This is a genomic window from Arthrobacter sp. UCD-GKA, from assembly GCF_001863355.1.
GTDB lineage: Bacteria > Actinomycetota > Actinomycetes > Actinomycetales > Micrococcaceae > Paeniglutamicibacter.
Map to the genome: position 1 here is coordinate 102,441 of NZ_MOLR01000010.1, position 20,789 is coordinate 123,229.

The 20,789-nt window shown below is 66.5% G+C and carries 24 protein-coding genes; 5 read left to right on the forward strand and 19 right to left on the reverse strand.

The genetic code is table 11. From position 1 onward, the window contains the following. Positions 1–121: 121 nt before the first annotated feature. Positions 122–805: a helix-turn-helix domain-containing protein gene (locus tag BLJ79_RS17075; protein WP_071215975.1), complete on the forward strand. Its 684-nt coding sequence runs from the start codon at positions 122–124 to the stop codon at positions 803–805. A 228-nt stretch (positions 806–1,033) separates the two neighbouring features. Here the strand turns inward: BLJ79_RS17075 and purN are convergent, their stop codons facing one another. Genes purN through BLJ79_RS17100 form a run of 6 tightly spaced genes read right to left on the reverse strand, consistent with a single transcriptional unit; the run spans position 1,034 to position 6,850 of the window. Continuing rightward, positions 1,034–1,600 carry a phosphoribosylglycinamide formyltransferase gene (purN, locus tag BLJ79_RS17080; RefSeq protein ID WP_071215976.1) on the reverse strand — a complete coding sequence of 189 codons (567 nt, stop codon included), beginning with the start codon at positions 1,598–1,600 and terminating at the stop codon, positions 1,034–1,036. Positions 1,601–1,622: 22 nt separating this feature from the next. Further along, complete coding sequence (locus BLJ79_RS23425; RefSeq protein WP_175475517.1) at positions 1,623–1,760, reverse strand: YbaK/EbsC family protein; 138 nt, start codon at positions 1,758–1,760, stop codon at positions 1,623–1,625. A gap of 45 nt (positions 1,761–1,805) precedes the next feature. Then, the gene (locus tag BLJ79_RS17085) at positions 1,806–3,533 is read right to left on the reverse strand and encodes a dipeptide ABC transporter ATP-binding protein (RefSeq protein WP_071215977.1); all 1,728 of its coding nucleotides are present in this window, start codon (positions 3,531–3,533) and stop codon (positions 1,806–1,808) included. Continuing rightward, positions 3,530–4,357 carry an ABC transporter permease gene (locus BLJ79_RS17090; protein ID WP_071215978.1) on the reverse strand — a complete coding sequence of 276 codons (828 nt, stop codon included), beginning with the start codon at positions 4,355–4,357 and terminating at the stop codon, positions 3,530–3,532. Before BLJ79_RS17090 ends, BLJ79_RS17085 begins: the two co-directional genes overlap by 4 nt. Next, positions 4,354–5,313: an ABC transporter permease gene (locus tag BLJ79_RS17095; protein ID WP_071215979.1), complete on the reverse strand. Its 960-nt coding sequence runs from the start codon at positions 5,311–5,313 to the stop codon at positions 4,354–4,356. Before BLJ79_RS17095 ends, BLJ79_RS17090 begins: the two co-directional genes overlap by 4 nt. A 10-nt stretch (positions 5,314–5,323) precedes the next feature. Beyond that, positions 5,324–6,850 (reverse strand): ABC transporter substrate-binding protein, encoded by a 1,527-nt coding sequence (locus BLJ79_RS17100; protein ID WP_071215980.1) that lies wholly within the window; start codon positions 6,848–6,850, stop codon positions 5,324–5,326. Positions 6,851–7,003: 153 nt separating this feature from the next. On the opposite strand from BLJ79_RS17100, the gene BLJ79_RS17105 reads away from it, so the two are divergent. Then, positions 7,004–7,411 carry a hypothetical protein gene (locus BLJ79_RS17105; protein ID WP_071215981.1) on the forward strand — a complete coding sequence of 136 codons (408 nt, stop codon included), beginning with the start codon at positions 7,004–7,006 and terminating at the stop codon, positions 7,409–7,411. Then, positions 7,408–7,950 carry a DinB family protein gene (locus BLJ79_RS17110; protein WP_071215982.1) on the forward strand — a complete coding sequence of 181 codons (543 nt, stop codon included), beginning with the start codon at positions 7,408–7,410 and terminating at the stop codon, positions 7,948–7,950. Before BLJ79_RS17105 ends, BLJ79_RS17110 begins: the two co-directional genes overlap by 4 nt. A 9-nt stretch (positions 7,951–7,959) precedes the next feature. On the opposite strand, the gene BLJ79_RS17115 is transcribed toward BLJ79_RS17110, so the two are convergent. Both BLJ79_RS17115 and BLJ79_RS17120 read right to left on the reverse strand, forming a co-directional pair. After that, positions 7,960–9,288 (reverse strand): cell division protein PerM, encoded by a 1,329-nt coding sequence (locus BLJ79_RS17115; protein WP_139194935.1) that lies wholly within the window; start codon positions 9,286–9,288, stop codon positions 7,960–7,962. 66 nt (positions 9,289–9,354) lie between these two features. Then, on the reverse strand, positions 9,355–10,101 hold the full coding sequence (locus BLJ79_RS17120) for a sulfite exporter TauE/SafE family protein (RefSeq protein ID WP_071215983.1): 747 nt from the start codon (positions 10,099–10,101) through the stop codon (positions 9,355–9,357). Positions 10,102–10,301: 200 nt separating this feature from the next. On the opposite strand from BLJ79_RS17120, the gene BLJ79_RS17125 reads away from it, so the two are divergent. After that, the gene (locus BLJ79_RS17125) at positions 10,302–11,456 is read left to right on the forward strand and encodes a Fic family protein (protein ID WP_071215984.1); all 1,155 of its coding nucleotides are present in this window, start codon (positions 10,302–10,304) and stop codon (positions 11,454–11,456) included. 272 nt (positions 11,457–11,728) lie between these two features. Here the strand turns inward: BLJ79_RS17125 and BLJ79_RS17130 are convergent, their stop codons facing one another. From BLJ79_RS17130 to BLJ79_RS17145, 4 genes are all read right to left on the reverse strand, one after another. Further along, positions 11,729–12,544, reverse strand: a complete 816-nt coding sequence (locus BLJ79_RS17130; RefSeq protein ID WP_175475518.1) for an aldolase/citrate lyase family protein — start codon at positions 12,542–12,544, stop codon at positions 11,729–11,731. Next, on the reverse strand, positions 12,529–13,314 hold the full coding sequence (gene hpaH / locus BLJ79_RS17135; RefSeq protein ID WP_071215985.1) for a 2-oxo-hept-4-ene-1,7-dioate hydratase: 786 nt from the start codon (positions 13,312–13,314) through the stop codon (positions 12,529–12,531). Before hpaH ends, BLJ79_RS17130 begins: the two co-directional genes overlap by 16 nt. A gap of 169 nt (positions 13,315–13,483) precedes the next feature. Beyond that, entirely contained in the window at positions 13,484–14,224 is a 741-nt protein-coding gene (locus BLJ79_RS17140; RefSeq protein WP_071215986.1) for a copper homeostasis protein CutC, read from the reverse strand. A 204-nt stretch (positions 14,225–14,428) separates the two neighbouring features. After that, on the reverse strand, positions 14,429–14,920 hold the full coding sequence (locus BLJ79_RS17145; RefSeq protein ID WP_071215987.1) for a DUF6328 family protein: 492 nt from the start codon (positions 14,918–14,920) through the stop codon (positions 14,429–14,431). Between the two features lie 177 nt (positions 14,921–15,097). Here BLJ79_RS17145 and BLJ79_RS17150 point away from each other — a divergent pair, with 177 nt between their 5' ends. Beyond that, a complete protein-coding gene (locus BLJ79_RS17150; RefSeq protein WP_071215988.1) occupies positions 15,098–16,303 on the forward strand; it encodes a MalY/PatB family protein in 1,206 nt (401 codons plus the stop codon). 16 nt (positions 16,304–16,319) lie between these two features. Here BLJ79_RS17150 and BLJ79_RS17155 read toward each other — a convergent pair whose 3' ends face one another. From BLJ79_RS17155 to BLJ79_RS17180, 7 genes are all read right to left on the reverse strand, one after another. Further along, positions 16,320–17,000, reverse strand: coding sequence for a CE1759 family FMN reductase (locus tag BLJ79_RS17155; RefSeq protein ID WP_071216079.1), 681 nt, complete (start codon positions 16,998–17,000; stop codon positions 16,320–16,322). A 60-nt stretch (positions 17,001–17,060) separates the two neighbouring features. After that, positions 17,061–17,267 carry a hypothetical protein gene (locus BLJ79_RS17160; protein ID WP_139194936.1) on the reverse strand — a complete coding sequence of 69 codons (207 nt, stop codon included), beginning with the start codon at positions 17,265–17,267 and terminating at the stop codon, positions 17,061–17,063. Between the two features lie 99 nt (positions 17,268–17,366). After that, positions 17,367–18,032 (reverse strand): Pr6Pr family membrane protein, encoded by a 666-nt coding sequence (locus BLJ79_RS17165; protein WP_071215990.1) that lies wholly within the window; start codon positions 18,030–18,032, stop codon positions 17,367–17,369. A gap of 181 nt (positions 18,033–18,213) precedes the next feature. Beyond that, positions 18,214–18,501 (reverse strand): hypothetical protein, encoded by a 288-nt coding sequence (locus BLJ79_RS17170; protein WP_071215991.1) that lies wholly within the window; start codon positions 18,499–18,501, stop codon positions 18,214–18,216. Between the two features lie 86 nt (positions 18,502–18,587). After that, on the reverse strand, positions 18,588–18,752 hold the full coding sequence (locus tag BLJ79_RS23430) for a hypothetical protein (protein ID WP_175475519.1): 165 nt from the start codon (positions 18,750–18,752) through the stop codon (positions 18,588–18,590). A 372-nt stretch (positions 18,753–19,124) separates the two neighbouring features. Continuing rightward, positions 19,125–19,856, reverse strand: coding sequence for a cache domain-containing protein (locus tag BLJ79_RS17175; protein WP_071215992.1), 732 nt, complete (start codon positions 19,854–19,856; stop codon positions 19,125–19,127). Continuing rightward, entirely contained in the window at positions 19,853–20,650 is a 798-nt protein-coding gene (locus BLJ79_RS17180) for a FadR/GntR family transcriptional regulator (protein ID WP_071215993.1), read from the reverse strand. The genes BLJ79_RS17175 and BLJ79_RS17180 overlap by 4 nt, the downstream gene beginning before the upstream one ends. Positions 20,651–20,789: the final 139 nt, after the last annotated feature.

Here is a 20,789-nt window from a genome sequence, read left to right on the forward strand (position 1 = left end):
AGTGGACCTCGGAGTCGAGGCCGGGCGCCTCTGGAGTCGTTACGCAGCACTCATAAGTATTCCCAGGCAGATGGATTCACCAACTATGTATCAATAGTGTCGTTTCAGACATGATTGAAACATGGATCTCTACACGACTGCCATGGCCTCCGAGGTGCTTGGCATCTCCCCGGCAGCAGTGCGACGCCTGGTAAATAGCGGTCGGCTCCAGGCGACAAAAATGGCTGGCAGGCTTCTTTTCGAACCGGCATCCATCCACAGGATCCAACGCTGCTCGCAGGCCCCGGGACGTATCTGGTCTCCGAGAACCGCATGGGCGGCGTTGGAAATACTGCACCGCCACCAGACGGAACTCATCGACCAGCCCCGTCGTTCCAGGCTCACCAGGCAGTTGCGCTCGATGGAAGCGTCCGAGTTGCAGCGTTTGGCGCGAAACCACTGCCAGGTGAGGCGATTCAGCGCGGGCTCGCGGGTTCGTTCCAGTCTCACCGGAATGCTGCTGCCAACCGGTGTCAGTTCGATCGCCCAGGAATCCGTTGCCGGCCGGTTCGGTTTGGCCGGTGTTCTGGATGAGGACCGTTTGGAAGGGTATTGGACCGGTTCAGCCGAGTCGTTGCTTGATCAGATTCCCCTTGCCAACGACGAAACGGGCGGCGTGCTTGTCAGGTTCTTAGACGACCCCGAACTGGTTTCGGGCGCAGTGGGTTCCGACGCCGTCATCGCACTGGATTTGATGGACTCCGACGACATCCGCGAACGCGGGGCAGGGCGGGATACATTGCAGCGGATAATCGCCAATGCCTGAGCAGCGTCTTCGCCAAAGCTTCCGTGTGCCCGGAAGGTGCTTTGCTTCGGTTCGCAGCACCCCAACCGCCTCGGCGTAGGCAAAGACGAGCTTGCCGATGCGGTACATTCCCTCCGCGAGCTGCTTAACCACGCGTGATGCCGTTGGGGCGGTCCTGCAAGCTCTGCCTAAACGGAAGGCCCGCCCGGATCCAATCCGGGCAGGCCTCCTGCTTCGAAAAGCCGGGTGCTACTTCCCGGCCAGGTCCGCCAGCGTGGCGATGAGCAGGCGGCGCTCGACGACCTTGATGCGCTCGTGCAGCGACTCCTCGGTGTCGTCGTCCTCGATCACCACCGCTTCCTGGCGCAGGATCGGACCGGTGTCCACGCCCGCGTCGGCGATGTGCACGGTGCAGCCAGTGACCTTGACCCCGTAGGCCAGCGCGTCGCGGACGCCGTGGGCGCCCGGGAAAGCGGGCAGCAGGGCCGGGTGGGTGTTGATGTAGGTGCCGTCGAAGGCGTTGATGAACTCTTCCCCGACGATGCGCATGAACCCCGAGGAGACCACGTAGTCCGGCTCGTAGGACAGGCACTTTTCGGTCAGCGCGTGGTTCCAGTCCGCGCGCTCGGCATAGTCCTTGAAGTTCACCACGAAGGTCTCGATGCCGGCGGCCGCGGAGCGTTCCACGCCGTGGGTGCCGTATTTGTCTGCGCCGACGGCGGCGATTTCCACGTTTTTCAGCGACCCGTCGGCGACGGCGTCGATGACGGACTGGAGGTTGGACCCGGTGCCGGAGACAAGAACTACGATGCGCATGGGTACCAGTTTAGTGGGAGCTTCACCCGGCCTTGGCCAGCGGCAGGACCACCGCGCCGGGCAGGGAGGCCAGGACGGCTCCGGAACACAAGATCCTCGATGCGCGGATCCCGCTGCCGCTGACCGGGTGCCCGGCAACGGCCACCAACCCGGGGTTCACCGGGGCGGGGCGGATTCCGGCAATCCCGGTTCCGTGCCAGCCACCCTACGGGGTCGGAGCCAGCTCCTCGGCCAGGTCCAGCGAGCTGGCCACCAGCTGTGCCGTGTAGGGATGGGCGGGGTTGTTGTAGATCTGCTCGGTGTCCCCGGTTTCCACGATCCGCCCGTCCTTCATCACGATGACCCGGTCGCACAGGTGGCGCACCACCGACAGGTCGTGGGAGACCATCAGCAGCGTCAGCGCGTACTTGTCCACCAGGTCCGCGAGCAGGTTCAGCACCTGGGCGCGCACCGAGACATCCAGCGCGGAGACCGGCTCGTCGGCCACCAGGATGCTGGGGCGGTTCACCAGGGCCCGGGCGATGGAGATGCGCTGGCGCTGCCCGCCGGAGAACTGGTGCGGGTAGCGGGAGGCGGACTCGGGATCCAGGCCCACGAGCCCCAGCATCTTGTGCACCGCAGCCTCGCGCCCGCGGGCATCCAGCTTCCGGCCGGGCACCAGCAGCGGCTCGGCAATGATGTCGGCGACCTTCATCCGCGGGTCCAGCGAACCCATCGGGTCCTGGAAGACGATCTGCAGTTGGCGGCGCAGCGGCGCCAGGTCCGCCTCCTTGGCCCCGGCGACCTCGGTCCCGGCCACCACGGCGCTTCCGGTGCTCGGGGCATCCAGCCCGGCCAGGATCCGCAGCAGCGTGGTCTTGCCCGAGCCGGACTCCCCCACGATGCCCACCCGTTCCCCGGCGGCGATGCTGAAGCCGACCCCATCCAGGGCCTTGACCACGGGGCGCGGGCCAAAGGCCTTGGTGCGGGCACGGTGGTAGGTCCGGCCCAGGTTCGTGGCGGTGATCAGCGCCGGGTCCGCGGCGGCCCGGCGGGGTGCCGGCGCGGCCGTGCCCGGTGCCTCGCGCAGTGCCGGGGGCACGTAGCCGGCGGCGGTGTCCACGGTGAACAGCCGGCCGCGTGCATCGGTGGCCGAGATGTCGCTGGCGGCCAGCAGCGCCCGGGTGTACGGGTGGGCCGGGGCCGTGAAGATCCTGTCGATGTCGCCGGATTCCACCAGCCTGCCCTTGTTCAGCACCAGCACCCGGGTGCACATGTTGGCGACCACGGCCAGGTCGTGGGTGATGAACAGCAGCCCGGTGCCGCGCTCGGAAACCTGGGCGGAGATCAGCTCCAGGACCTGGGACTGCACCGTGACATCCAGCGCCGTGGTCGGCTCGTCGGCCAGCAGCAGCTGCGGGTCGTTGGCCAGGGCCATCGCGATCATCACGCGCTGGCGCTGCCCGCCCGAGAGCTGGTGCGGGTAGGCCCCGGCGGCCTGGGCCGGGTCGGGGATCTTCACCGAGGCCAGCAGCTCGACCGCGCGCCGTTGGGCCGCGGCCCGGGTGGGCACGGTGCGGTGCACCAGCATCACCTCGGCGACCTGCGCACCGACCTTCATCAGCGGGTTCAGGGCCGAGAGCGGCTCCTGGAAGACCATCGAGATCCCGTCCCCGCGCAGCCCCCTCATGGCCTTGTCCCCGGCGGTGAAAAGCTCCGGTGCGAAGCCGCGCAGGTGCGCGCTGCCGGTCAGTGCCAGTTCCTCGGGGAGCAGGCCCAGCAGGGCCGTGGCGGTCAGGGACTTGCCGGACCCGGATTCGCCGATCAGCCCGATGCGCTCGCCGGCTGCCATGGAAAAGGACAGCTCGGAGACCAGCGGCGTGGCCCCGGCGGCGATGCCCAGGTTGTCGACGCGCAGCAGCGGCTCGTCTGCAATGCCTATTTCCTCGTTCATGCCTTGCCCCTGCCCAGCTTCGGATCCAGCCGGTCGCGCAGGCCGTCCCCGAGCAGGTTGAAGCCCATCACGGCCAGCGCGATGGCCAGTCCGGGCCAGATCGCCATGGCCGGGAAGCTGCCCCAGTATTGCTGGGATTCCTGCAGCATCCGCCCCCAGGAGGGCACCGGCGGGGGCGTGCCCAGTCCCAGGAAGGACAGCGCGGCCTCGGCCAGCACGGCCAGCGCGAAGGTCACCGAGCACTGGATCAGCAGCATGCCGGTGATGTTGGGCAGCACGTGGCGGGCGGCGATGCGCACCGGGCGCTGGGCCGCGGCCCGGGCGGCGAGCACGTATTCGGCGTTCATGACCTGCAGCGTCCCGGCGCGGGCCACCCGGGCGAAGCCCGGCACCGAGGCCAGCCCGATCGCCGCCATCGCCGAGACGGTGGAGGCCCCGTAGATCGCGGCGAACATGATGGCCAGCAGCAGCGCGGGGAAGGCCAGCAGGATGTCGGCGCCGCGCATCGTGATCTCCTCCACCGCTCCGCGTTTCAYCCCGGCCCAGATGCCGACCGGGGTGCCGATGAGCACCGCGATGCCCACCGAGACCACCCCGACCAGCAGCGTGATCCGCGCCCCGACCAGGATGCGGGAGAGCAGGTCGCGGCCCAGGTTGTCGGTGCCCAGCCAGTGCTGCAGGCTCGGGCTCTGCAGCCGCGCCGGCGCATTGACCTGCAACGGGTCAAAGGGCGTATAGACGAAGGAGAGCAGGGCCGCGGCGGCAATCAGGGCCACGATCGCGGCCCCGGCGAGCAGGGCGGGGGTGGGGCGGGCGTTTTTCATCGTGCTCCCTGGGCGGCGGCGCGGATGCGCGGGTCGACGATGGTGTACAGGACATCCACCAGCAGGTTCACCACCAGGGTGAGGGCCACCAGCACCATCACCACCGACTGGACGGTGAGCAGGTCCCGGTTTGCCACGGCGGAAAGCAGCATCGAACCCAGGCCCGGGATCACGAAGACCCGCTCGATGACCACGGCCCCGATGATCAGCGCGGAAAACTGCACGGAGGTCACCGTCAGCACCGGGATCGCGGCGTTGCGCAGCCCGTGCCGCACCAGCGCCCCCAGCGGGGACAGGCCCTTGGCCCGGGCGGTGCGCAGGTAGTCCTCGTGCATGACCTCCAGCACCGCTGAGCGCACGTAGCGCACCAGGATCGCGGACTGCACCCCGGCCAGCGCGATGACCGGCAGCACGAGCCGGGAGGCGAACCCGGCGAAGTCGACCCCGGGGGCCACCCAGCCGTTGGCCGGCAGCCAGCCCAGGCGCAGCGCGAAGAAGGAGACCAGCACGATGCCCAGCAGGAAACCGGGGATCGCGATGCCCAGCTGGCTGGCCGCGGAGATCACCGCGCCGGAGGGCTTGTGGTGCCGCACCGCGGCGATCGTCCCGGCCGGGACCGCGATCGCCAGCGCGAGCGCCATGGCCAGGGTCACCAGGATCAGCGAGACCTGCACCTTGTCCGCCACCAGCGGCGAGATGTCGGTCCGGGTCACGTAGGAGATCCCGAAGTCCCCGCGCCAGAGACCGGAGAACCAGTCCCAGTACTGCACCGGAAGCGGCCGGTCGGTGCCGAATTGCCTGGCCAGGCCCGCCACCACCTCGGGGGTCGCGTTTTCCCCGGCGGCGATGGCCGCCGGGTCCCCGGGCAGCACGCGCATCAGCGCGAAGACCGCCAGGGTGGCCGCCAACAGGGACAGCACGAAGCGTGCGAGGTTCCCCGCAATGCGCACCAGCATGTGCGCCGCCCTAGGACCAGGCGATGGGCGCGAGGTTCAGCGCCTCGGTGACCGAGTTGGCGCCCAGCCCGGTGATCCCCGCCTTGGCCACCGAGATGTTCGGGAAGATGAACAGCGTGTCCACCGGGGCGTCCTCCACGATGGTGCGCACCACGTTCTTCATGCCCTCCACATAGGTCGCCTCGTCGCTCGCGTCCGCGGCGGCGGCCTCGTCCTTGATCTTGGAGTTGTCGTAGCCGATGTAGTAGTTGGGGTTGTTGAACATGGTCAGCAGGTCGCGGGCTTCCACGGCCAGGATCACCGACATCTGGTAGTCGTGGCGCGTGAACACCGTATCCAGCCACACGGCCGGGAACTCCGCGGAGGCGATCTTCGCGTCGATGCCCACGTCGCGCAGCTGCGACTGGACGATCTCCGAGACTGCGGTGGCGTACGGACGGGTGGGCACCGTGAAGGTGATCTTCAGGTCCTGGACGCCGACTTCCTTCAGCAGTTCCCTGGCCTTGGCCGGGTCGAAGGGGTAGCGGTCGTTGAGGTCCTCGTAGTACTGGTCGGTGGGCGGGACCGGCCCGCCAACCAGGGTGCCCAACCCGTTCCAGGCCGTGTCGCGCACGGCCTTGCGGTCGATGGCGTAGAGCACCGCCTGGCGCACCCGCTTGTCGTTGAAGGGCTTGGCCTTGTTGTTCATCGAGAGGATGACCTCGCCGTTGGAGGTGCCCTCGATGACCTGGTAGGCGGGGTTGGACTCGAAGGAGGAAAGCAGCTCGGGTGCCTGCATGTTGTAGATGACATCCACGTCCCCGGAAGACAACGCATTGGTGGTCGCGATGGCGTCGGCGAAGTAGCGCAGGGACACGTCCTTGATGCCCGGGGCCGCACCCCAGTAGTCGGGGCGGGCCTCCAGGTTGATCGATTCCCCGCGCGCCCAGGAGGCAAGCTTGTAGGGCCCGGTGCCCACCGGGTTGTTGGCCAAATCGTCCACGCCCGAAGGGTCGAACATGGCCCCGACCAGCGTGGTCATCGAGTACAGCCAGGCCTGCGAGGGACGGGCAAGGTTCACCGTGACCGAGTTCGGAGAGTTGACCACCACGTCCTGGACATCGTCCATCTTGGATTTGAGCCCGTTGAGCCACGCGGCGGACTTGACCCGCTCGATGGAGAACTTGACGTCTTCGGCATCGAAGGCGGCCCCGTTGGAGAACGTGGCTCCCTCGACCAGGGTGAAGGTGTAGGACTTGTTCGCGTTGCTCGTTTCCCACTTCGTGGCCAGCAGCGGGCGGATCGCGCCGGTCTGGTCCAGGGTCACCAGGCCCTCGTATACGTTGGCCATCATGGCCTGCGGGATCGCTGCCCCGGCCGTGGTGGTGAAGTCCAGGTTCACCGGTTCCCCGGTCAGCGCGACCACGAGCTTGTCCTTGTCCGCCGGTGCCCCGCCGGTGGATCCGGCGCTGCAGGCCGCCAGCATCAGCAGCGCAGCAAGCACGGCAGCGAGCCGTGCGCCCCGCCTGCCGCGTCGGGCCGTCAAGATTGCCTGCATCGAACCATCATTCCTCTAAAGGTGCTTGGGGGCCGGCGCCGTGCGCCGCCCGTGGTGCGAAAGCACCGCTGACAAACCATTATCGTACGCACCGGGCCCCGGCGCTAACCCGTCCCTGTAACGATCGGGCCCGTCGGGTCTAGTGTGGAAGATATGGGCAGCAACACCACCACCGGGGCATCCGATCCCGCACGCCCGCTTCTGGGCTGGGTCGCGGGCACCATCGCGGCCATGGCCGGGGCCCTGTGCTTCTGGTACCAGCCGCTGCCGTGGCGGCTGGCCGGCCTGCCCTTCGCGGTGGCCGGAACCGTCGTCGGGGCCATCACCTGCGTGCGCGCGTGGCGGAACCCCGCCGCCGGCATGCTGCGGTTGGCCGCCCCGGTCGCAACGCTGGCCTGCGGGCTCTTCGCCCTGCCGCTGGCCGGGCAGCTGGCCTTCTACGGGCCGTCCCTGCAATACCAGCAATGCCAGCGCGACGCCTTGACGCTGCGCTCCCAGGCGGCATGCACCCGGGAATACATCAAGCAACTGGAACCCAGTGGATTGAGGATCTTGAAATGAGCGAACAAATCATGCCCGACACCAAGGACTGGACCCTGGTGCTTAACGAAACCTGCGAGGAATGCGGAATCGACGTGCGGGCGCTGAGCACCGCGCAGGTCGCCGCCTTGGTGCGCGAGGCCTCCGGGCGCTTTGCCGAGGTCCTGGGCTCCCCCGGCGCGGGCACCCGACCCTCGCCGATGGTGTGGAGCGCGCACGAATACGTGGCCCACGTGGCCCAGATGTATCAGGTAATGACCGAGCGCCTGGCGCTGATCGTCGAGAAGGACGCCCCGTCGTTCGCGAACTGGGACCAGGATGCGGCGGCCGTCGCCAACGACTACGCCTCGATCCCGGCCCTCGAGGTCGCCCGGATGCTCGAGGAAGCCTCGCTGGCCTTCGCCGGGGCGTTGGAGGCGCTGACCGATGCGCAGATCCCGCGGATGGGCACCCGGTCCAACGGCGCGGTGTTCACCACCGCCACGTTGGCCCAGTACGCCTGGCACGACGCGGCCCACCACCTGCACCACGACCTGGGCGTGGCACGCGGCCGGGAATAGGACCGAACCCTAGCCGTCAAGCACCGGGTCGTGCTCCAGCAGCGGGGAGATGAGGTATCCGATGGCGGTGCCCAGGGCGACCTCGGCGGCCAGCAGCAGCGCGGTCATCATGACATCCGGCCCCACCTCGGTGAACCGCCCGATGCCCAGCGACCCGCCGGCCAGCCAGGAACCCACCAGCGACAGCGCCCCGGCGAAGGCTCCGACGAACACGCCCAGGGCGACGGTTGACAGGCCCAGGGAGGCCCAGCGGGAGCGGATGCGCTTGGAGACCCAGTCGTCCAGGTGGTTCTCCCCCACCCGCAGGAAGTACCAGCCGGCCAGCATCCCGGCCAGCACCGGCAGGCCCATGAATGCCCAGGCGTAGGACAGGTCCCCGGAAGGCAGGGCCGCGAGCACCGGGACCGCCGGCAGCGGCCCGACGGTGGTTTCCAGCGTGGACAGCGTGCTGCCCACCCCCAGGGTGAAGCCGCCGCCGGTGATCCAGGCCAGGGTCCACAGCGCCAGATTGGGCATGATGCCCAGCTGGCCCAGGGTCAGCACGGCCGAGCCGATGGGCCCGGGGCGCAGCTGCTGGTAGACGTTGGAGACATCGACCCAGTGCACGCCCAGGTTGATGGCCAGCAGCAGCGAGGACAGTGCAAAGGTGAGCATGTAGGCCAGGGTGCCGCCGCACAGCACCGCCCACACGTAGGACCCGGCCCAGCGCGAATGCTGGGAGGTCTTGGAGATCCAGGCCGCGGCGTCGAAGCCGATCAGCCGGCCCCAGGATCCGGCCTCGCGGCGGGCTCCGATGACCACCCCGGCGCCGGCAGGGATGGCGGGAATGAGGGTGGCGGCGAGCAGCGAAACCGAGGCTTCCTCGTTGTTCACCAGGAACCCGGTGAAAAGCCCGCAGAGCAGGTAGACGCCCAGCGCCCCGAGGATGCCCTGCCACAACGAGTCGGTGTAGGAGGCCCGCGCGATGCGCCGCCCGGCGCGCCAGCACAGGAAGAACGGGATCAGCGTGAGTCCCAGCGGGGTGAAATCCAGCAGCCCGGAGCCCTGGGAGGGGTCGGCACCGGTGCCTACCTGCAGCAGGTGCAGCGGGACGGCGTGGATCAGCAGCCAGATCTGTCCACCCATCTTCAGCACCGATTCGATGCTGCGGTCCGCGAAGCCTCCGCTGAACCACACGGCGAACCACGGGATGACCACGAGGAAGGCCGAGAACAGGGCGGCCTGCATGAACTCGAAGGCCCCTTGCAGGAACAACGGCATGGGCCAGCCGGTGCTCAGCCGTTGGCGTGCCGCGTTCAATGCCGCCGCGGCGGGCGGCTGCTTTTTCTTCTCACTCATTGCTTCCAATCGTGCCATCGATGCGTGCTTGCGGCCCTGATTGACGCGTTTGCGCGCACCCTGGCGTCACAGCGCGCGCAACCCGCTGACCAACGCGGTGACGGCACCGAAGAAGGCGAAACACAGCACGAAGAACCGCGCGTGCCGGTCGGTGACCACTCGTTGGACCTGCTCGCCGATGAGCACCCCGCCCCCGATGAACACGGCAACCGCGATCCAGGCCCACCCCGGCAGCGGCGGCAGCTGGTCGGGGGTGGTGATGAACTTCATGGCCACGGTGACAGCCCCGGTCACCACGAAGAAGGGCTGCAGGGTCGCGGCGAAGGGTCGCTGGGGCCAGCGCGCGAGCACCGCGTAGGCGCTCACCGCCGGGCCGCCGACCCCGGCCAGGGAGTTGGTGAGCCCGGAGAGGAACCCGGCGCCGGCCTTGGGGACCTGCCCGTCCACTGTCACGTTTGAGCGCACCAGGATCAGGGAGAGCAGCAGCGCGGCGAGCACCGTGGCGCCGACCACGATCGACAGCGGGGCCTGGGGCAGGCCCCCGGCCAGCAAAGCGCCGGCCACCGAGCCGACGACGCTGAAGGAGCACAGCCAGCGGAACATCGACCAGTCGATGTCCTTCCAGACCCGGGGGACGATGATCGCCGAGGAGACCACACCGCAGATGTTCACCAGGAACACCCCCTGGTGGGCGCCCAGGGCGAGGACCAGGAACGGGGAGACGAGCATCGCGAAACCGAGCCCCGCCACGCGCTGCGCAATGGCACCGAGCACAACCATGCCAAGGACGAGCAAGATGAGGGGAAGTTCCATTCGATCGAGCCTATCTCTTGTGGCCGCTCGTTTGTGCCGGTCTGTTTGCTTCCAGCGGACCGGTCGGCGGAGCCGGACCTGAAATCTCGGGCTGGCGGATTTAAATTCTTTTGATTTTACGAACTGCCAAAAACCCCGCAATTCCGGGCTTGGATCGATTACGGATTTAAATGCTGGTTTCGTCTGTCTAAAATGTTCACATGCAGCCGATCAGCTTCCCGGAATTCTCGTTCAACTCCCCCTTGGCAAAAGTGGTTATCGAGTTGGAACGACTTCGCGGCGATCTCGGGGCGGGCACAACCGATCAAATCGTTTTCTCCCAGTTGAAGTCGGTGTTCCAGCTCATGACCAGCATCATGAGTGCCCGTATCGAAGGCAACAGAACGTCAATTGTGGATGCAGTCGAGGGTGCCGCCCGTGCACAGGTGAACCCGCACGCGAATCCTTCCGATGGCGTCCAGGAAATCTTGCTGCTCCAGAAGGCCGCCGCATTCATTGACGAAGTGGTTTCGCCCGGGACCCCCATCACACACAGCCTCGTGCGTGAATTACATCGAATTGCAGTGTCCGGTTTGGTACGCGAGGGTGATCGAACTCCGGGCGCGTACCGCACAACGGAGGTTTCCATTGGCGGGTCCCGACACGTGCCTCCCCTCCCTGGTTCCGTGCAAGCCGACATGAGCGAATTGCTCGACTTCATCAACGCCGAAGCGGAGCAAAGCTACGACCTGCTGAAAGTAGCGATTGCGCACCACCGTTTCGTATGGATTCACCCATTTGGAAATGGAAACGGACGCGTGGGCAGGCTGCTCACATACGCGGTCATGGTGAGCCAGGGATTCTCAACAACTACGAATTACCGGGCTTTGAACCCCACGGCGGTATTCGGGGCGGATCGCACGAATTACTATCGAATGCTTGAAAGGGCTGACTCGCTGGAGACCGGCGCAATCGTTGATTGGTGCACCTACCTGCTCGAAGGCCTCCGCGATGACCTTGAAAAATTGAAGCAACTTGGCGACCGCAAATTCGTGACCGAGAGACTGCTACTGCCAGCCATCACAAAAGCAACGCGATCCGGAGCGATCGACGTGCAGCAATCCGAAGTGCTTGGGCTCCTCGCTCGACAAACGGAAATCAAGCCCCAGGATATCCAGCATATTTTTGTGGGCTCTGCCGCAAGACGGAGCCAAGGGATTCGTAAGATGCTTGACCAACGACTGATAGAACCGATCGCCGACGGCAAACGCAGCTACCGCCTCGTCATGGCGCCCGGTCCACTGACTTCGTTCGTCATTCGCCAATTGGACGACCTCGGATTCCTCCCGAGCATCCTGCGCGACGATTTCGCATAGGGCATGAACCGAATCGACAAGTACTAAAATCCTTGGTTGACCTTTTTAAATTCTTTCAATTTTACGAACTGTAAAAAACACCGCGATCCCGGGCTTGGAACGACCTAAGATTTAAATGTTGTTTTTGCGGATCTAAAATGTTGCCGGATTTGCACCGGACGCAAGAAGTCTTCCGGGCGCCCTGGAGAGGACAAGAAACAGGCGGCCATGCAAGAGGAAAGTACCTCCCGCAGGACCGCTTGTCTTGCGCTCCAGGCCCCAGCCCGGTTCGGTCAGTAGCTGGCCGGGGCCCCGGCCTGGCTTCCAACGCCGGGCCGGAACTTGGCGGCYAGCGCCTCGGTGCCGCGAGCCAGCAGCGCCACATCGGCACCGACACCCACGTAGTGGGCGCCGAGCTCGATGTAGCGCTTGGCGGTTGCTTCGGCGAAGGCGTTGACGCCGACGTACTTTCCGGCGGCCTTGCCCGCGGCGATCGCGGTCTCCACCGCGGCGACCACGTCGAGGTGGTCCTGCTGCCCGATCACGCCCATCGAAGCGGCCAGGTCGGAGGGGCCGATGAAGATGCCGTCCACGCCCTCGGTTTCCACGATTTCCTTGACGTTGGCCACCGCCTCGGCCGATTCGATCTGCACCATCAGCGTCAGGGTGTCCCCGGCGCGCGTCAGGTAGTCGGGGATGCGGTTCCAGCGGGCCGAGCGGGCCAGCGCCGAGCCGACGCCGCGCACGCCCGTCGGCGGGTAGTGGCAGGCGGCGACCGCGGCACGGGCCTGCTCGGCGTTGTTGACCATCGGGATGATCAGCGACTGCACGCCCAGGTCAAGGTACTGCTTGATGACCACGGTGTCGTTGACCGGCGGGCGGACCACCGGAATGACCGGGTAGCCGCGCACCGACTGCAACTGGCCCAGGATCGACTCGAGCCCGTTGGGCGAGTGCTCGGCATCGATGAAGATCCAGTCGAATCCGGCGCCGGCACAGATCTCCGCGACCAGCGGGGATCCCGAGCACACCCAGATCCCCGACAGGGCGTGGTCTGCATGTTCCAGCGCATCCTTGAAGGACGGGTCGGGTTCTATGAGAAATGGCATGTCACGGTCCCCATTCGTCCGTAGTCGGCAAAGACGGTGTCACCCTTGTCCACCCACATCGGGCGGGTGAAGGATCCGGCCAGGATGATTTCCCCGGCATTGAGCTTGTCGCCGTGGGCGGCGATCTTGTTGGCCAGCCAATAGACCCCGGCTGCCGGGTGGTTCAGCACGCCGGCGGCGACGCCGGTCTCCTCGACGACCTGGTTCTTGAACAGAATGCCCGAGACCCAGCGCAGGTCGATGTCCTGCGGCTTCATCGGGTTGCCGCCGATGACCATGGCTCCCATGGCCGCGTTGTCGGAGATGGTGTCCACGATGGTGCGGCCCTCCATCTCGATGCGCGAGTCCAGGATCTCCAGGGCCGGGATGACGTACTCGGTGGCGTTGAGGACGTCGAAGATGTTGGCGTTGGGACCTTCGACGTCCTTGTTGAGCTTGAACGCCAGCTCCATTTCCACGCGCGGGTGGGTGTACTTGTCCCATTCGATGGTGCAGCCCGAGTCGAGCACCATGTCGTCGAAGATGATGCCGTAGTCAGGTTCGGTGATTCCGGTGGCCATTTGCATGGCGCGGGAGGTCAGCCCGATCTTGCGTCCGGCCAGAACGCGGCCGTTGGCCTCGGAGCGCTGGCGCCAGAGGTTCTGGACCCGGTAGGAATCCTCCACCGTCATGTCGGGGAAGCGCGCGGTCAGGCGCTTGACCGGCACGCGGTCGTGGCCCGCCTGCACGAGTTCATCGGCTATCCGGGTGATGGTCTCATCGTTGAGCATGCTGGCCTGGGCCCCTTCTGAAGTTCTGGATGCACGTCGCGTGGCTCCCCGGCCATGGCTTGCGGGAACGGGGTCACACCCTGAACATGTTAGCCAATACGTCACCGGGGTCACATTCGGGCCGTCTTTGTGTCTGCGCCGGGCGGTGCCGCCCCGGGCTTCCGGACAGTTACCGGCATGCGGCCAGTGCCGCGGCGGCCGCGGAGACCAGCTCCGCGCTGGTCACGTCGAACGCCGATTCCCCGCCCCCGGGACCCGAGGCGCCCCGGGTGGTTTGGGTGCGCGCCGAGAGGTGGATGCCATCCAGCGAAGCCAGGGCGGGGATGTCCTCGATCCGCACGCCGCCGCCTGCCTGGATCTGTGGGTTGCCCGCCGCCTCGGTGCGCAACCGGTGCAACATCCCGGCGCCGGCGCCCGAGGCCGGGGCCCCTCCCGAGGTCAGGATCCGGTGCGCGCCCACGGTGCGCAGCTGCGCCACGAGCTCGGCAATCGGCAGGCCGTTTTCCAGCAGCACATCCACGCAGCGGTGCACGGTGACTTCGATGTCTTGGTTCACCAGGTGCGCCGCGGCCACCAGGGTGGCGAGCGCCTCGAGGTCCAGCGCGGCGTCGCCCTCGGCCAGTGCGCCGATCMCGATCCCGGCAGCCCCGGCCTGGGCGGCGTGGGTGATGTCCCCGGCCATCAGCTCGACCTCGGCCGGGGTGTAGGTGTAGCCGCCGCCGCGCGGGCGGATCAGCACATGCACGCCGATCCCCACGGCGACGGCGGCCTCGATGGTTCCCAGGGTGGGCGTAAGCCCGCCCATGCCCAAGGCCGTGCACAGCTCGACCCGGTCCGCACCGTTCTCCAGGGCGATCCTGGCTCCGGCGGCGTCCTGGACCGCGATCTCAAGTTTCGCGTGAACTGCCATGCGGCCAGATTCGGATAACATGCCGCCCACTGGGCGGGGCAAGTCCCCGGCGCGGTTTTCGATGCTTGCGGGCACTGTCGCTCGATTCTCGTATTTGTGCTCGGTTCCGGGTGGTGGGCCCGGGTCAGGGGCACCCAACCGGGTACCCAGGGCCTGGAATCTTCCGCCCCCGCCCTCCAATTGCAAGGCTATCGGGTCGCCGCGCTACAACTGCCCGTCGACCGGCAGGACCGGGACAGAGGACTTGGGCTTGATGATCCGCGGCAGGACTACCAGCAGGAATACCACCGCCAGCATCACCAGCCCGCCCACGAGCGCCCCGGCCGCCCAGCCGTAGAGGACCTGCACCACGAACCACACGCAACCAGCCACGAGGACCCCCACCCCGATAATCACGATCTTGGAAATCAGGTGGCCCATGCGCACCGTTGTGACCTTGACGCGCTGGCCGAATAAATGCCGGTGCACCGCCACCGGGGTGACCAGCAGGACGATGAGCAGTGCGGAGAACACCAAGAGAACCAGGTAGAAGGTCCGTTCCGGATGTCCCAGCGAGGCGAACCCGGTCTGGAACGGCAGCACCACCAGGAACGCGGCAAGGATCTGGGCACCGGTCTGCATGACACGCAGCTCCTGCATCAGCTCGTTCCAGTTCCGGTCCAGACGCTCCTCGACACTTTCATTTCGCCCGTTCATTGCGCTCCCTCCCGGGCAACCAACCCGTGGACCGGGGCCCGAAACAGATCCGGGAGGTATAGCCGGATCCGTCTTTTGCCCTCTTGACTTCCCAACCTACCGAAGAAGCCGCCCCGGGGGCAGAAGAAAAGAAAATCGGCAGGCGCATTCGCCGGCGAACGCGTCTAAGCTGGCTAGATGAGCGCCCACCCATTCGACCTGCTGACCGTTGACCAACTGCGCCAGACCGGATCGCTGAAGTGGTCCGAGTACCACGGGTCACTGGGTGCTTGGGTGGCGGAAATGGATTTCGGAACCGCTCCGGGCGTCATCGCGGCGGCCCAGGAAACCCTGGCCAACGGCCTGATCGGCTACGCGCCGACCCGCCTGGTCCACGACATGCAGGAGGCCACCGCGGCCTGGCTGGACAACCGGTTTGAGTGGAAGGTGGACCCCGAGCAGGKGCGGCCGCTGAACTCCGTGGCCTCGGCCCTGGATGCGGCGGTCATGCACTTTTCCCCCAGGTACCGTCCGGATGCACCGCTGGTGCTGCTCACCCCGGCCTACATGCCGTTCATTTCCACGGCCTCGCGCTTCGGGCGGGATTCGATCCAGGTGGCCATGGTTCCCACGCCCACCGGCTGGGAGATCGACTGGAGCGCCCTGGAACGCGCCCTGGCCGGAGGCGCGCTGCTGGTGTTGGTCAATCCGCACAATCCCCTCGGCAAGGTCTACACGCGCGAGGAACTGCTGGGGATCGCCACGCTGGTCGAGGCCACCGGTTCACGGGTGTTTGCCGACGAGGTCCATGCGCCGCTGGTGTTCGCCGGTGCCACGCACATTCCCTATGCCACGGTGTCGGATGCGGCCGCAGCGCATTCGATCACGGCGGTCGCCGCCACCAAGGCGTTCAACCTGCCCGGGCTCAAGTGCGCGCAACTGGTGCTGACCAACGACGTGGACCGCATGGTGTGGGCGCGGGTGGGCGAAGTCCCCGAGCACGGGGCGGCAAACGTGGGGCTGGCGGCCACCACCGCCGCCTACCGCACGGGCACCGGCTGGCTCGATTCGGTGATCGGCTACCTGGACGAGTCCAGGATGCTGCTTGGCGAGATCATCACCGAGCACCTGCCGCAGGTTCGCTACACTCCCCCGCAGGGCACCTACCTGGCGTGGCTGGACGTCTCCCGGCTGGTGCTGGAGCCCGGCCCGGCCCAGTTCTTCCTCAAGGAGGCGCAGGTCGCGTTGATCAACGGAAGCGCCTGCGGCAGCGGTGGCCGCGGATTCGTCCGGCTGAACTTCGCCACCCCGCACCCGGTCCTGGGCGGGATGATCCACCGCATGGGGGCCGCGGTCGACGGCTGCGACAACAAGGACGCAACCGACCCGGAGTTTGCCCAGTGACCCGGGTGCCGGCTCCTTAGCCCGCCTGGATGTTGGCCAGCAGCTGCTCGAAGGGCAGCGAGGTCATGTTGTCCCGCGGGTTCGCGGTCTCGCTCACGCGCGGGGCGATTGAGCGGGTGTCGCCGAGGTCCTGGGCCTGCGCGGCAGCCCCGTTCGGCCCGGCGATGGCCTGCGCCAGTTCGATTCCGGCTCGGCGCTCGCGTTCGGCCAGGGCACCGTGGCCCTGGTCCGCTCCCCAGTCCTCGGGCGAGGCAAAGATGGAGGTGGGCATGATGCGGGCGCGCAGGTAGGCGAAGATCGGGCGCATCGCGTAGTCGACGACCAGGTTGTGCCGGGCGCTTCCGCCCGTGGCGGCCAGGATCATGGGCTTGTCGTCGAGCGAGGTGGGGTCAAGGACGTCGATGAACGACTTGAAGAGCCCGGAGACCGAGGCGGTGAAGACCGGGGACACCGCGATCAACCCGCCGGCGTTGCGGACCGCTTCGATGGCCTCGGCCAGGCGCGGCGGGGCGTAGCCGGTGAGCAGGTTGTTGGTGATGTCCGCGGCGTAGTCACGCAGCTCCAGCACCGTCAGGTCCGCCTGGACGCCCATCGCTGCAAGTTCCTTGACGGCGGATTCGCCGAGCTGGCGGCCAAGCAGGCCGGAGGTAGAAGGAGTGCCCAGGCCGCCGGAGATGACTACGATGTTTTGGCTCATGGTGTGGTTCCCTTTCATGGAGTACATGTGTTTGCATGTAAAACCACGAAGGTCGCCGTTTCATTCCCGGGCGGTTTCCTGGGCCTTTTCCGCCGGTGGCGCATCGATGGCCGAAAGCGTGCACGCGTCGCCGAAGCAGCGTCCGCGGATGGCTGCCAGCAGGCAATGGGCCGCCGCGGACCCGGCGCCCAGGGCGGCAACCCACGCATCGGGCCACAGCGATGCCGCCATGGCGGCAAGGACCACGCCTACCACCAGCCAGATCACCCGATCCCGCATTTCGCCACGTCCCGCCATTGCCGCTTGAAGTCCCCGGAAAAGCCGAGATGCATACCCCCAAGGGTATCCCGGGGTCCGACGGAACGGCTACGCGGTGCGGCGCCGGACCCTGCTGACCCACAAGACGCCCGAGCCGACAACGCCGATGACCATGGCGATCAGCACCACGTAGAATCCGACGGAGTAGTACCCGTTGGGGCTCGTGTTCGGATCCAGGAACGGATAGGGGTACCACGGGTTGTCCGTGCGCGGGTCGAGAACCATCAGGCCACGCGCCAAGGTGTACCCGGCCCACAGGAGGGGGAAGGCGACGATCCCCCAGAGCGCCTTGGCGTGCAGCCGCCGGCGCCCGGGGGCGATGAGCCAATCGAGCACCATGATGGCGGGCCCCACGACGTGGAGGACTTCGTTGGACCAGGGAACGGTGGCACCCTGGGGAAGCTCGATGCCGCGCAAGAGCAGGTTGTAGACCACCCCTGTGGTTGCCATGTATGCGGTCACGGCCGCCCGGAACATGCTCCAGCCGCGGGGCTCGGGTCGTCCGGACAGGGTGAAGATGCCCACGAACAGGACGATCGCCGCCAGGACGTTGGATTCAATAGTGAAGAACGAGAAGAAGTTCTGGATGACAAAGCCGACTTCMCCCTGGCCCGACCCCTCATTGGTGATGCTTCGTTGCAATTGCACAACCACTGCGGCGCTGATGGCGATGCTTCCGCCAATTCGCAGCAGGTAGGCCAAGACGCGTCTCATATCGGGTGCAGGTCCCTTTCTAGGTACTGTGCTGCCCAGCCTAAACCGCCACGGCGCTACACCATGGCCAAGACACTTTGGCTTTCACAAGTACTTTCCCCGCGCCGGGCAGGGGAAAGGCCACCGTTCGGACCGGTGGGTGCCGAACGGTGGCCTTTCGCGGTGGTGTGCCCGAACGACGTCATGCCGTCGGGTGTTTGTGCTCCGTGTCGCCCAGGCCGAAGGCCTCGGTGCCGCCCACGAGGCGGAAGACTCCGAGGAGCGCGACCAGGACGCCGATGATGAATCCGATCCACAGCGGGCTGACCGCATCGCCCATCGTGGCGCCGCCGGTGATGATGAACAGCAGGAAGAGCAGTGCGGTGAGTGACCCTCCTACGATAAATCCGCGGGCAGGGTGCCTCTTCGGAATCCTCGGCGTTGCCTCGGGTTCCTCACGTGGTGCCGGAATGTGTGCATCTTGAGTCATGACTTTTCACTCCCTTCATGTTTTCCAGGCCGGATGTTGCTGTCACACGCGCCTATCGGGCGCGAGACCTCCGTCGTGATGCGGGGTTATCCCGCGTCGAATCGGTTTTCGTCGCCAAGTTCCGGGTGCTTGGGTGCGTCATTTCCCGAGCCGTCCGGCAGTTCATCCGGCGACAGCCTCCTGGGCCGGGCATCCGCGGAGTCGTCGGGCAGGACGTCCGTGGCTGGCTGGACCGTGGTTTCTTTGCTCATCATGCGCTCCTTAGTCGCCAAAGCATGGGCAATGATTTTCGGTGGTGGTTTCCGGGCCATCCCGGGTGGGTGCCGACAGTCGGGCCCGTCCGTGGAATCAAGGCAATGGGCCGGGGATCCTTCGGGGTCAAGGCGCTCCGCCAAGGAAGGAAGCCGTAAAACCCCGAACTCGAACGGGGGTCCATGTTGTGCACACCCCGGGCCTGGCTACGGCCGAATGGCCGTTGGCACCGAGTTCTTTGCGTCATCCATATGAAGTCCCCGCGTTCCTTAGGGTGGCCGCTTGAGCGCGCGTACGCTACGACGACCTACATCCGAGACTACGCCGATATGGCTGGGCTAGCTAGGTTTATGGGTGCTTGGGGGCCCGGATCAGGCCGGTACGGCAATAGCCAGCGGCAACGTCCCGCAGCGGCCGACGGCAACCTTGTCAAAGCCAAGGTCCTTGTCGGCAACCGACAGGTTGGCAGCGTCGGATCCCTGCCAACCGCGGACCAGCAGCGCTCCGGCGGCCAGTTGCGGATCGGCCGAAACGATGACTCGGCCGCTGCCGTTGACAAGCGTGGCCCGCGGGTCGATGTCCTTGAGCCGGTCCATGAGCAGCAGCTCGATGGTCTCGACCAGGACGTCGGCACCGGCAACACCCACGATGGTCCCACGGGCCGTCACCGGGACGGTGAGCGTCAAGGTGTATTCGTCGGTGCACAGGAAGTCCACGTATGGCCCGGTGACGTGCCCTTCGCCCGATTCCATGGGGACGGTGAACCATTCGCGTCGCGAATACGTCTCGCCGGCCGATTCAATGGTGAGCATGAGCAGTCGCTCCTTGGCCGGCCCCTGCCACCAGGCCATATGCCACGGAGTACCGGCCAACGCGTCCCGGGCGGCAACGAACCCCGCACCAACCAGCGGAAGCTCCTTCCGATCCAGGAACTCGTTGACCAGAGGATGGATCGCCGCATCGAGGTCCTGCGGACCGGGGGCTCCGTCGTGGGATTCAAAGACCTTGCCCATCCTGCCGGCCCACTCGTGCAAGTCTCGAAGCAGGGATTCGAAGAAGTAGGAAACACCGGCACCGGTGCCGGTGGTCTTGTCTTGGCTCATGAGGTCCTCCGGACGGGGCGTTCGGGCTTGGTCTTCTCTGGCTTCACGGCCCGGATCCCGGCCCGGGACTGGTCGGCGATGAGCCAGACGACACCCTCCCTGACATAGTCCCCGACCAGTTTTCGCGCCCTGGCCGGATCCCTGGCGGAAATCGCATCAAGAATGTCACCGCAAAGCTGGATCATCCGGGCGTCAAACTCCGGGTCGGCGTGCGCCAGGGCCAACAACGAACCAAAGTCCGTGTGCAGCCGGACATGCTCACGTGTGAGCCGCGCCGACTGGCTCAGCGCGGCCAGCTCCAGCAGGAAGTCACCCACCACCGATCCGCGGGCGCCATTGCCCTCGATCCTGCCTTCCAGCAGCTGACGCAGGATAACCACGTCATGCTCGTCCGCGGCATTCGCCGCAAGCTCGGCCGCCGTGGAGGCGATGGCCACGTAGTGGATCGCCAGGTCCCGCAATTCAACCCGGCTCATGGCCGCCAGCCGGTCTTGCAGGATGCTGGTCCGATCCCCAAGCGGCAGCGTGATGAAAGTTCCGCCCTCGCGGCCCCGGGTGGTCTTCACCAGTCCCCGGGCGCGCAGGGAGACCAGCGCTTCGCGTGCTGTCATGGTGGCCACCCCGAGTGAGGCAGCCAGCTCGGACTCGCTGGGCAGCCGGTCGCCATCGAGCAGGATGCCTGCGGCGATACCCGAAATTATGCGGTCCTCGACGCGCTTGGCGCGACCCTCGTCTCCCAGCGACGCGAAGACGGAGGAGAGCTGGCGCTGGTACGGGGAAGAATCTCGAGGCATGCTCACCATCCTTTCGAATGCCGGGAGTTTGGGCATCGGCGACTCGCTCCCAAAGATCTTCTCACAGATTATTTTGCGAAAGTGATGGCTATTACATCTAACATCTGGTTCTATAGGTAACAGCCCAGAAGTAACCCGC

What these genes read in the sequence shown, in the direction of transcription:
- BLJ79_RS17075 (WP_071215975.1), top strand. Translation starts at nt 122, where the DNA reads ATGGATCTCTACACGACTGCCATGGCCTCCGAGGTGCTTGGCATCTCC.
- purN (WP_071215976.1), bottom strand. Translation starts at nt 1,600, where the DNA reads ATGCGCATCGTAGTTCTTGTCTCCGGCACCGGGTCCAACCTCCAGTCC.
- BLJ79_RS17085 (WP_071215977.1), bottom strand. Translation starts at nt 3,533, where the DNA reads ATGAACGAGGAAATAGGCATTGCAGACGAGCCGCTGCTGCGCGTCGAC.
- BLJ79_RS17095 (WP_071215979.1), bottom strand. Translation starts at nt 5,313, where the DNA reads ATGCTGGTGCGCATTGCGGGGAACCTCGCACGCTTCGTGCTGTCCCTG.
- BLJ79_RS17100 (WP_071215980.1), bottom strand. Translation starts at nt 6,850, where the DNA reads ATGCAGGCAATCTTGACGGCCCGACGCGGCAGGCGGGGCGCACGGCTC.
- BLJ79_RS17105 (WP_071215981.1), top strand. Translation starts at nt 7,004, where the DNA reads ATGGGCAGCAACACCACCACCGGGGCATCCGATCCCGCACGCCCGCTT.
- BLJ79_RS17110 (WP_071215982.1), top strand. Translation starts at nt 7,408, where the DNA reads ATGAGCGAACAAATCATGCCCGACACCAAGGACTGGACCCTGGTGCTT.
- BLJ79_RS17115 (WP_139194935.1), bottom strand. Translation starts at nt 9,288, where the DNA reads ATGAGTGAGAAGAAAAAGCAGCCGCCCGCCGCGGCGGCATTGAACGCG.
- BLJ79_RS17120 (WP_071215983.1), bottom strand. Translation starts at nt 10,101, where the DNA reads ATGGAACTTCCCCTCATCTTGCTCGTCCTTGGCATGGTTGTGCTCGGT.
- BLJ79_RS17125 (WP_071215984.1), top strand. Translation starts at nt 10,302, where the DNA reads ATGCAGCCGATCAGCTTCCCGGAATTCTCGTTCAACTCCCCCTTGGCA.
- hpaH (WP_071215985.1), bottom strand. Translation starts at nt 13,314, where the DNA reads ATGCTCAACGATGAGACCATCACCCGGATAGCCGATGAACTCGTGCAG.
- BLJ79_RS17145 (WP_071215987.1), bottom strand. Translation starts at nt 14,920, where the DNA reads ATGAACGGGCGAAATGAAAGTGTCGAGGAGCGTCTGGACCGGAACTGG.
- BLJ79_RS17155 (WP_071216079.1), bottom strand. Translation starts at nt 17,000, where the DNA reads ATGAGCCAAAACATCGTAGTCATCTCCGGCGGCCTGGGCACTCCTTCT.
- BLJ79_RS17170 (WP_071215991.1), bottom strand. Translation starts at nt 18,501, where the DNA reads ATGACTCAAGATGCACACATTCCGGCACCACGTGAGGAACCCGAGGCA.
- BLJ79_RS23430 (WP_175475519.1), bottom strand. Translation starts at nt 18,752, where the DNA reads ATGAGCAAAGAAACCACGGTCCAGCCAGCCACGGACGTCCTGCCCGAC.
- BLJ79_RS17175 (WP_071215992.1), bottom strand. Translation starts at nt 19,856, where the DNA reads ATGAGCCAAGACAAGACCACCGGCACCGGTGCCGGTGTTTCCTACTTC.
- BLJ79_RS17180 (WP_071215993.1), bottom strand. Translation starts at nt 20,650, where the DNA reads ATGCCTCGAGATTCTTCCCCGTACCAGCGCCAGCTCTCCTCCGTCTTC.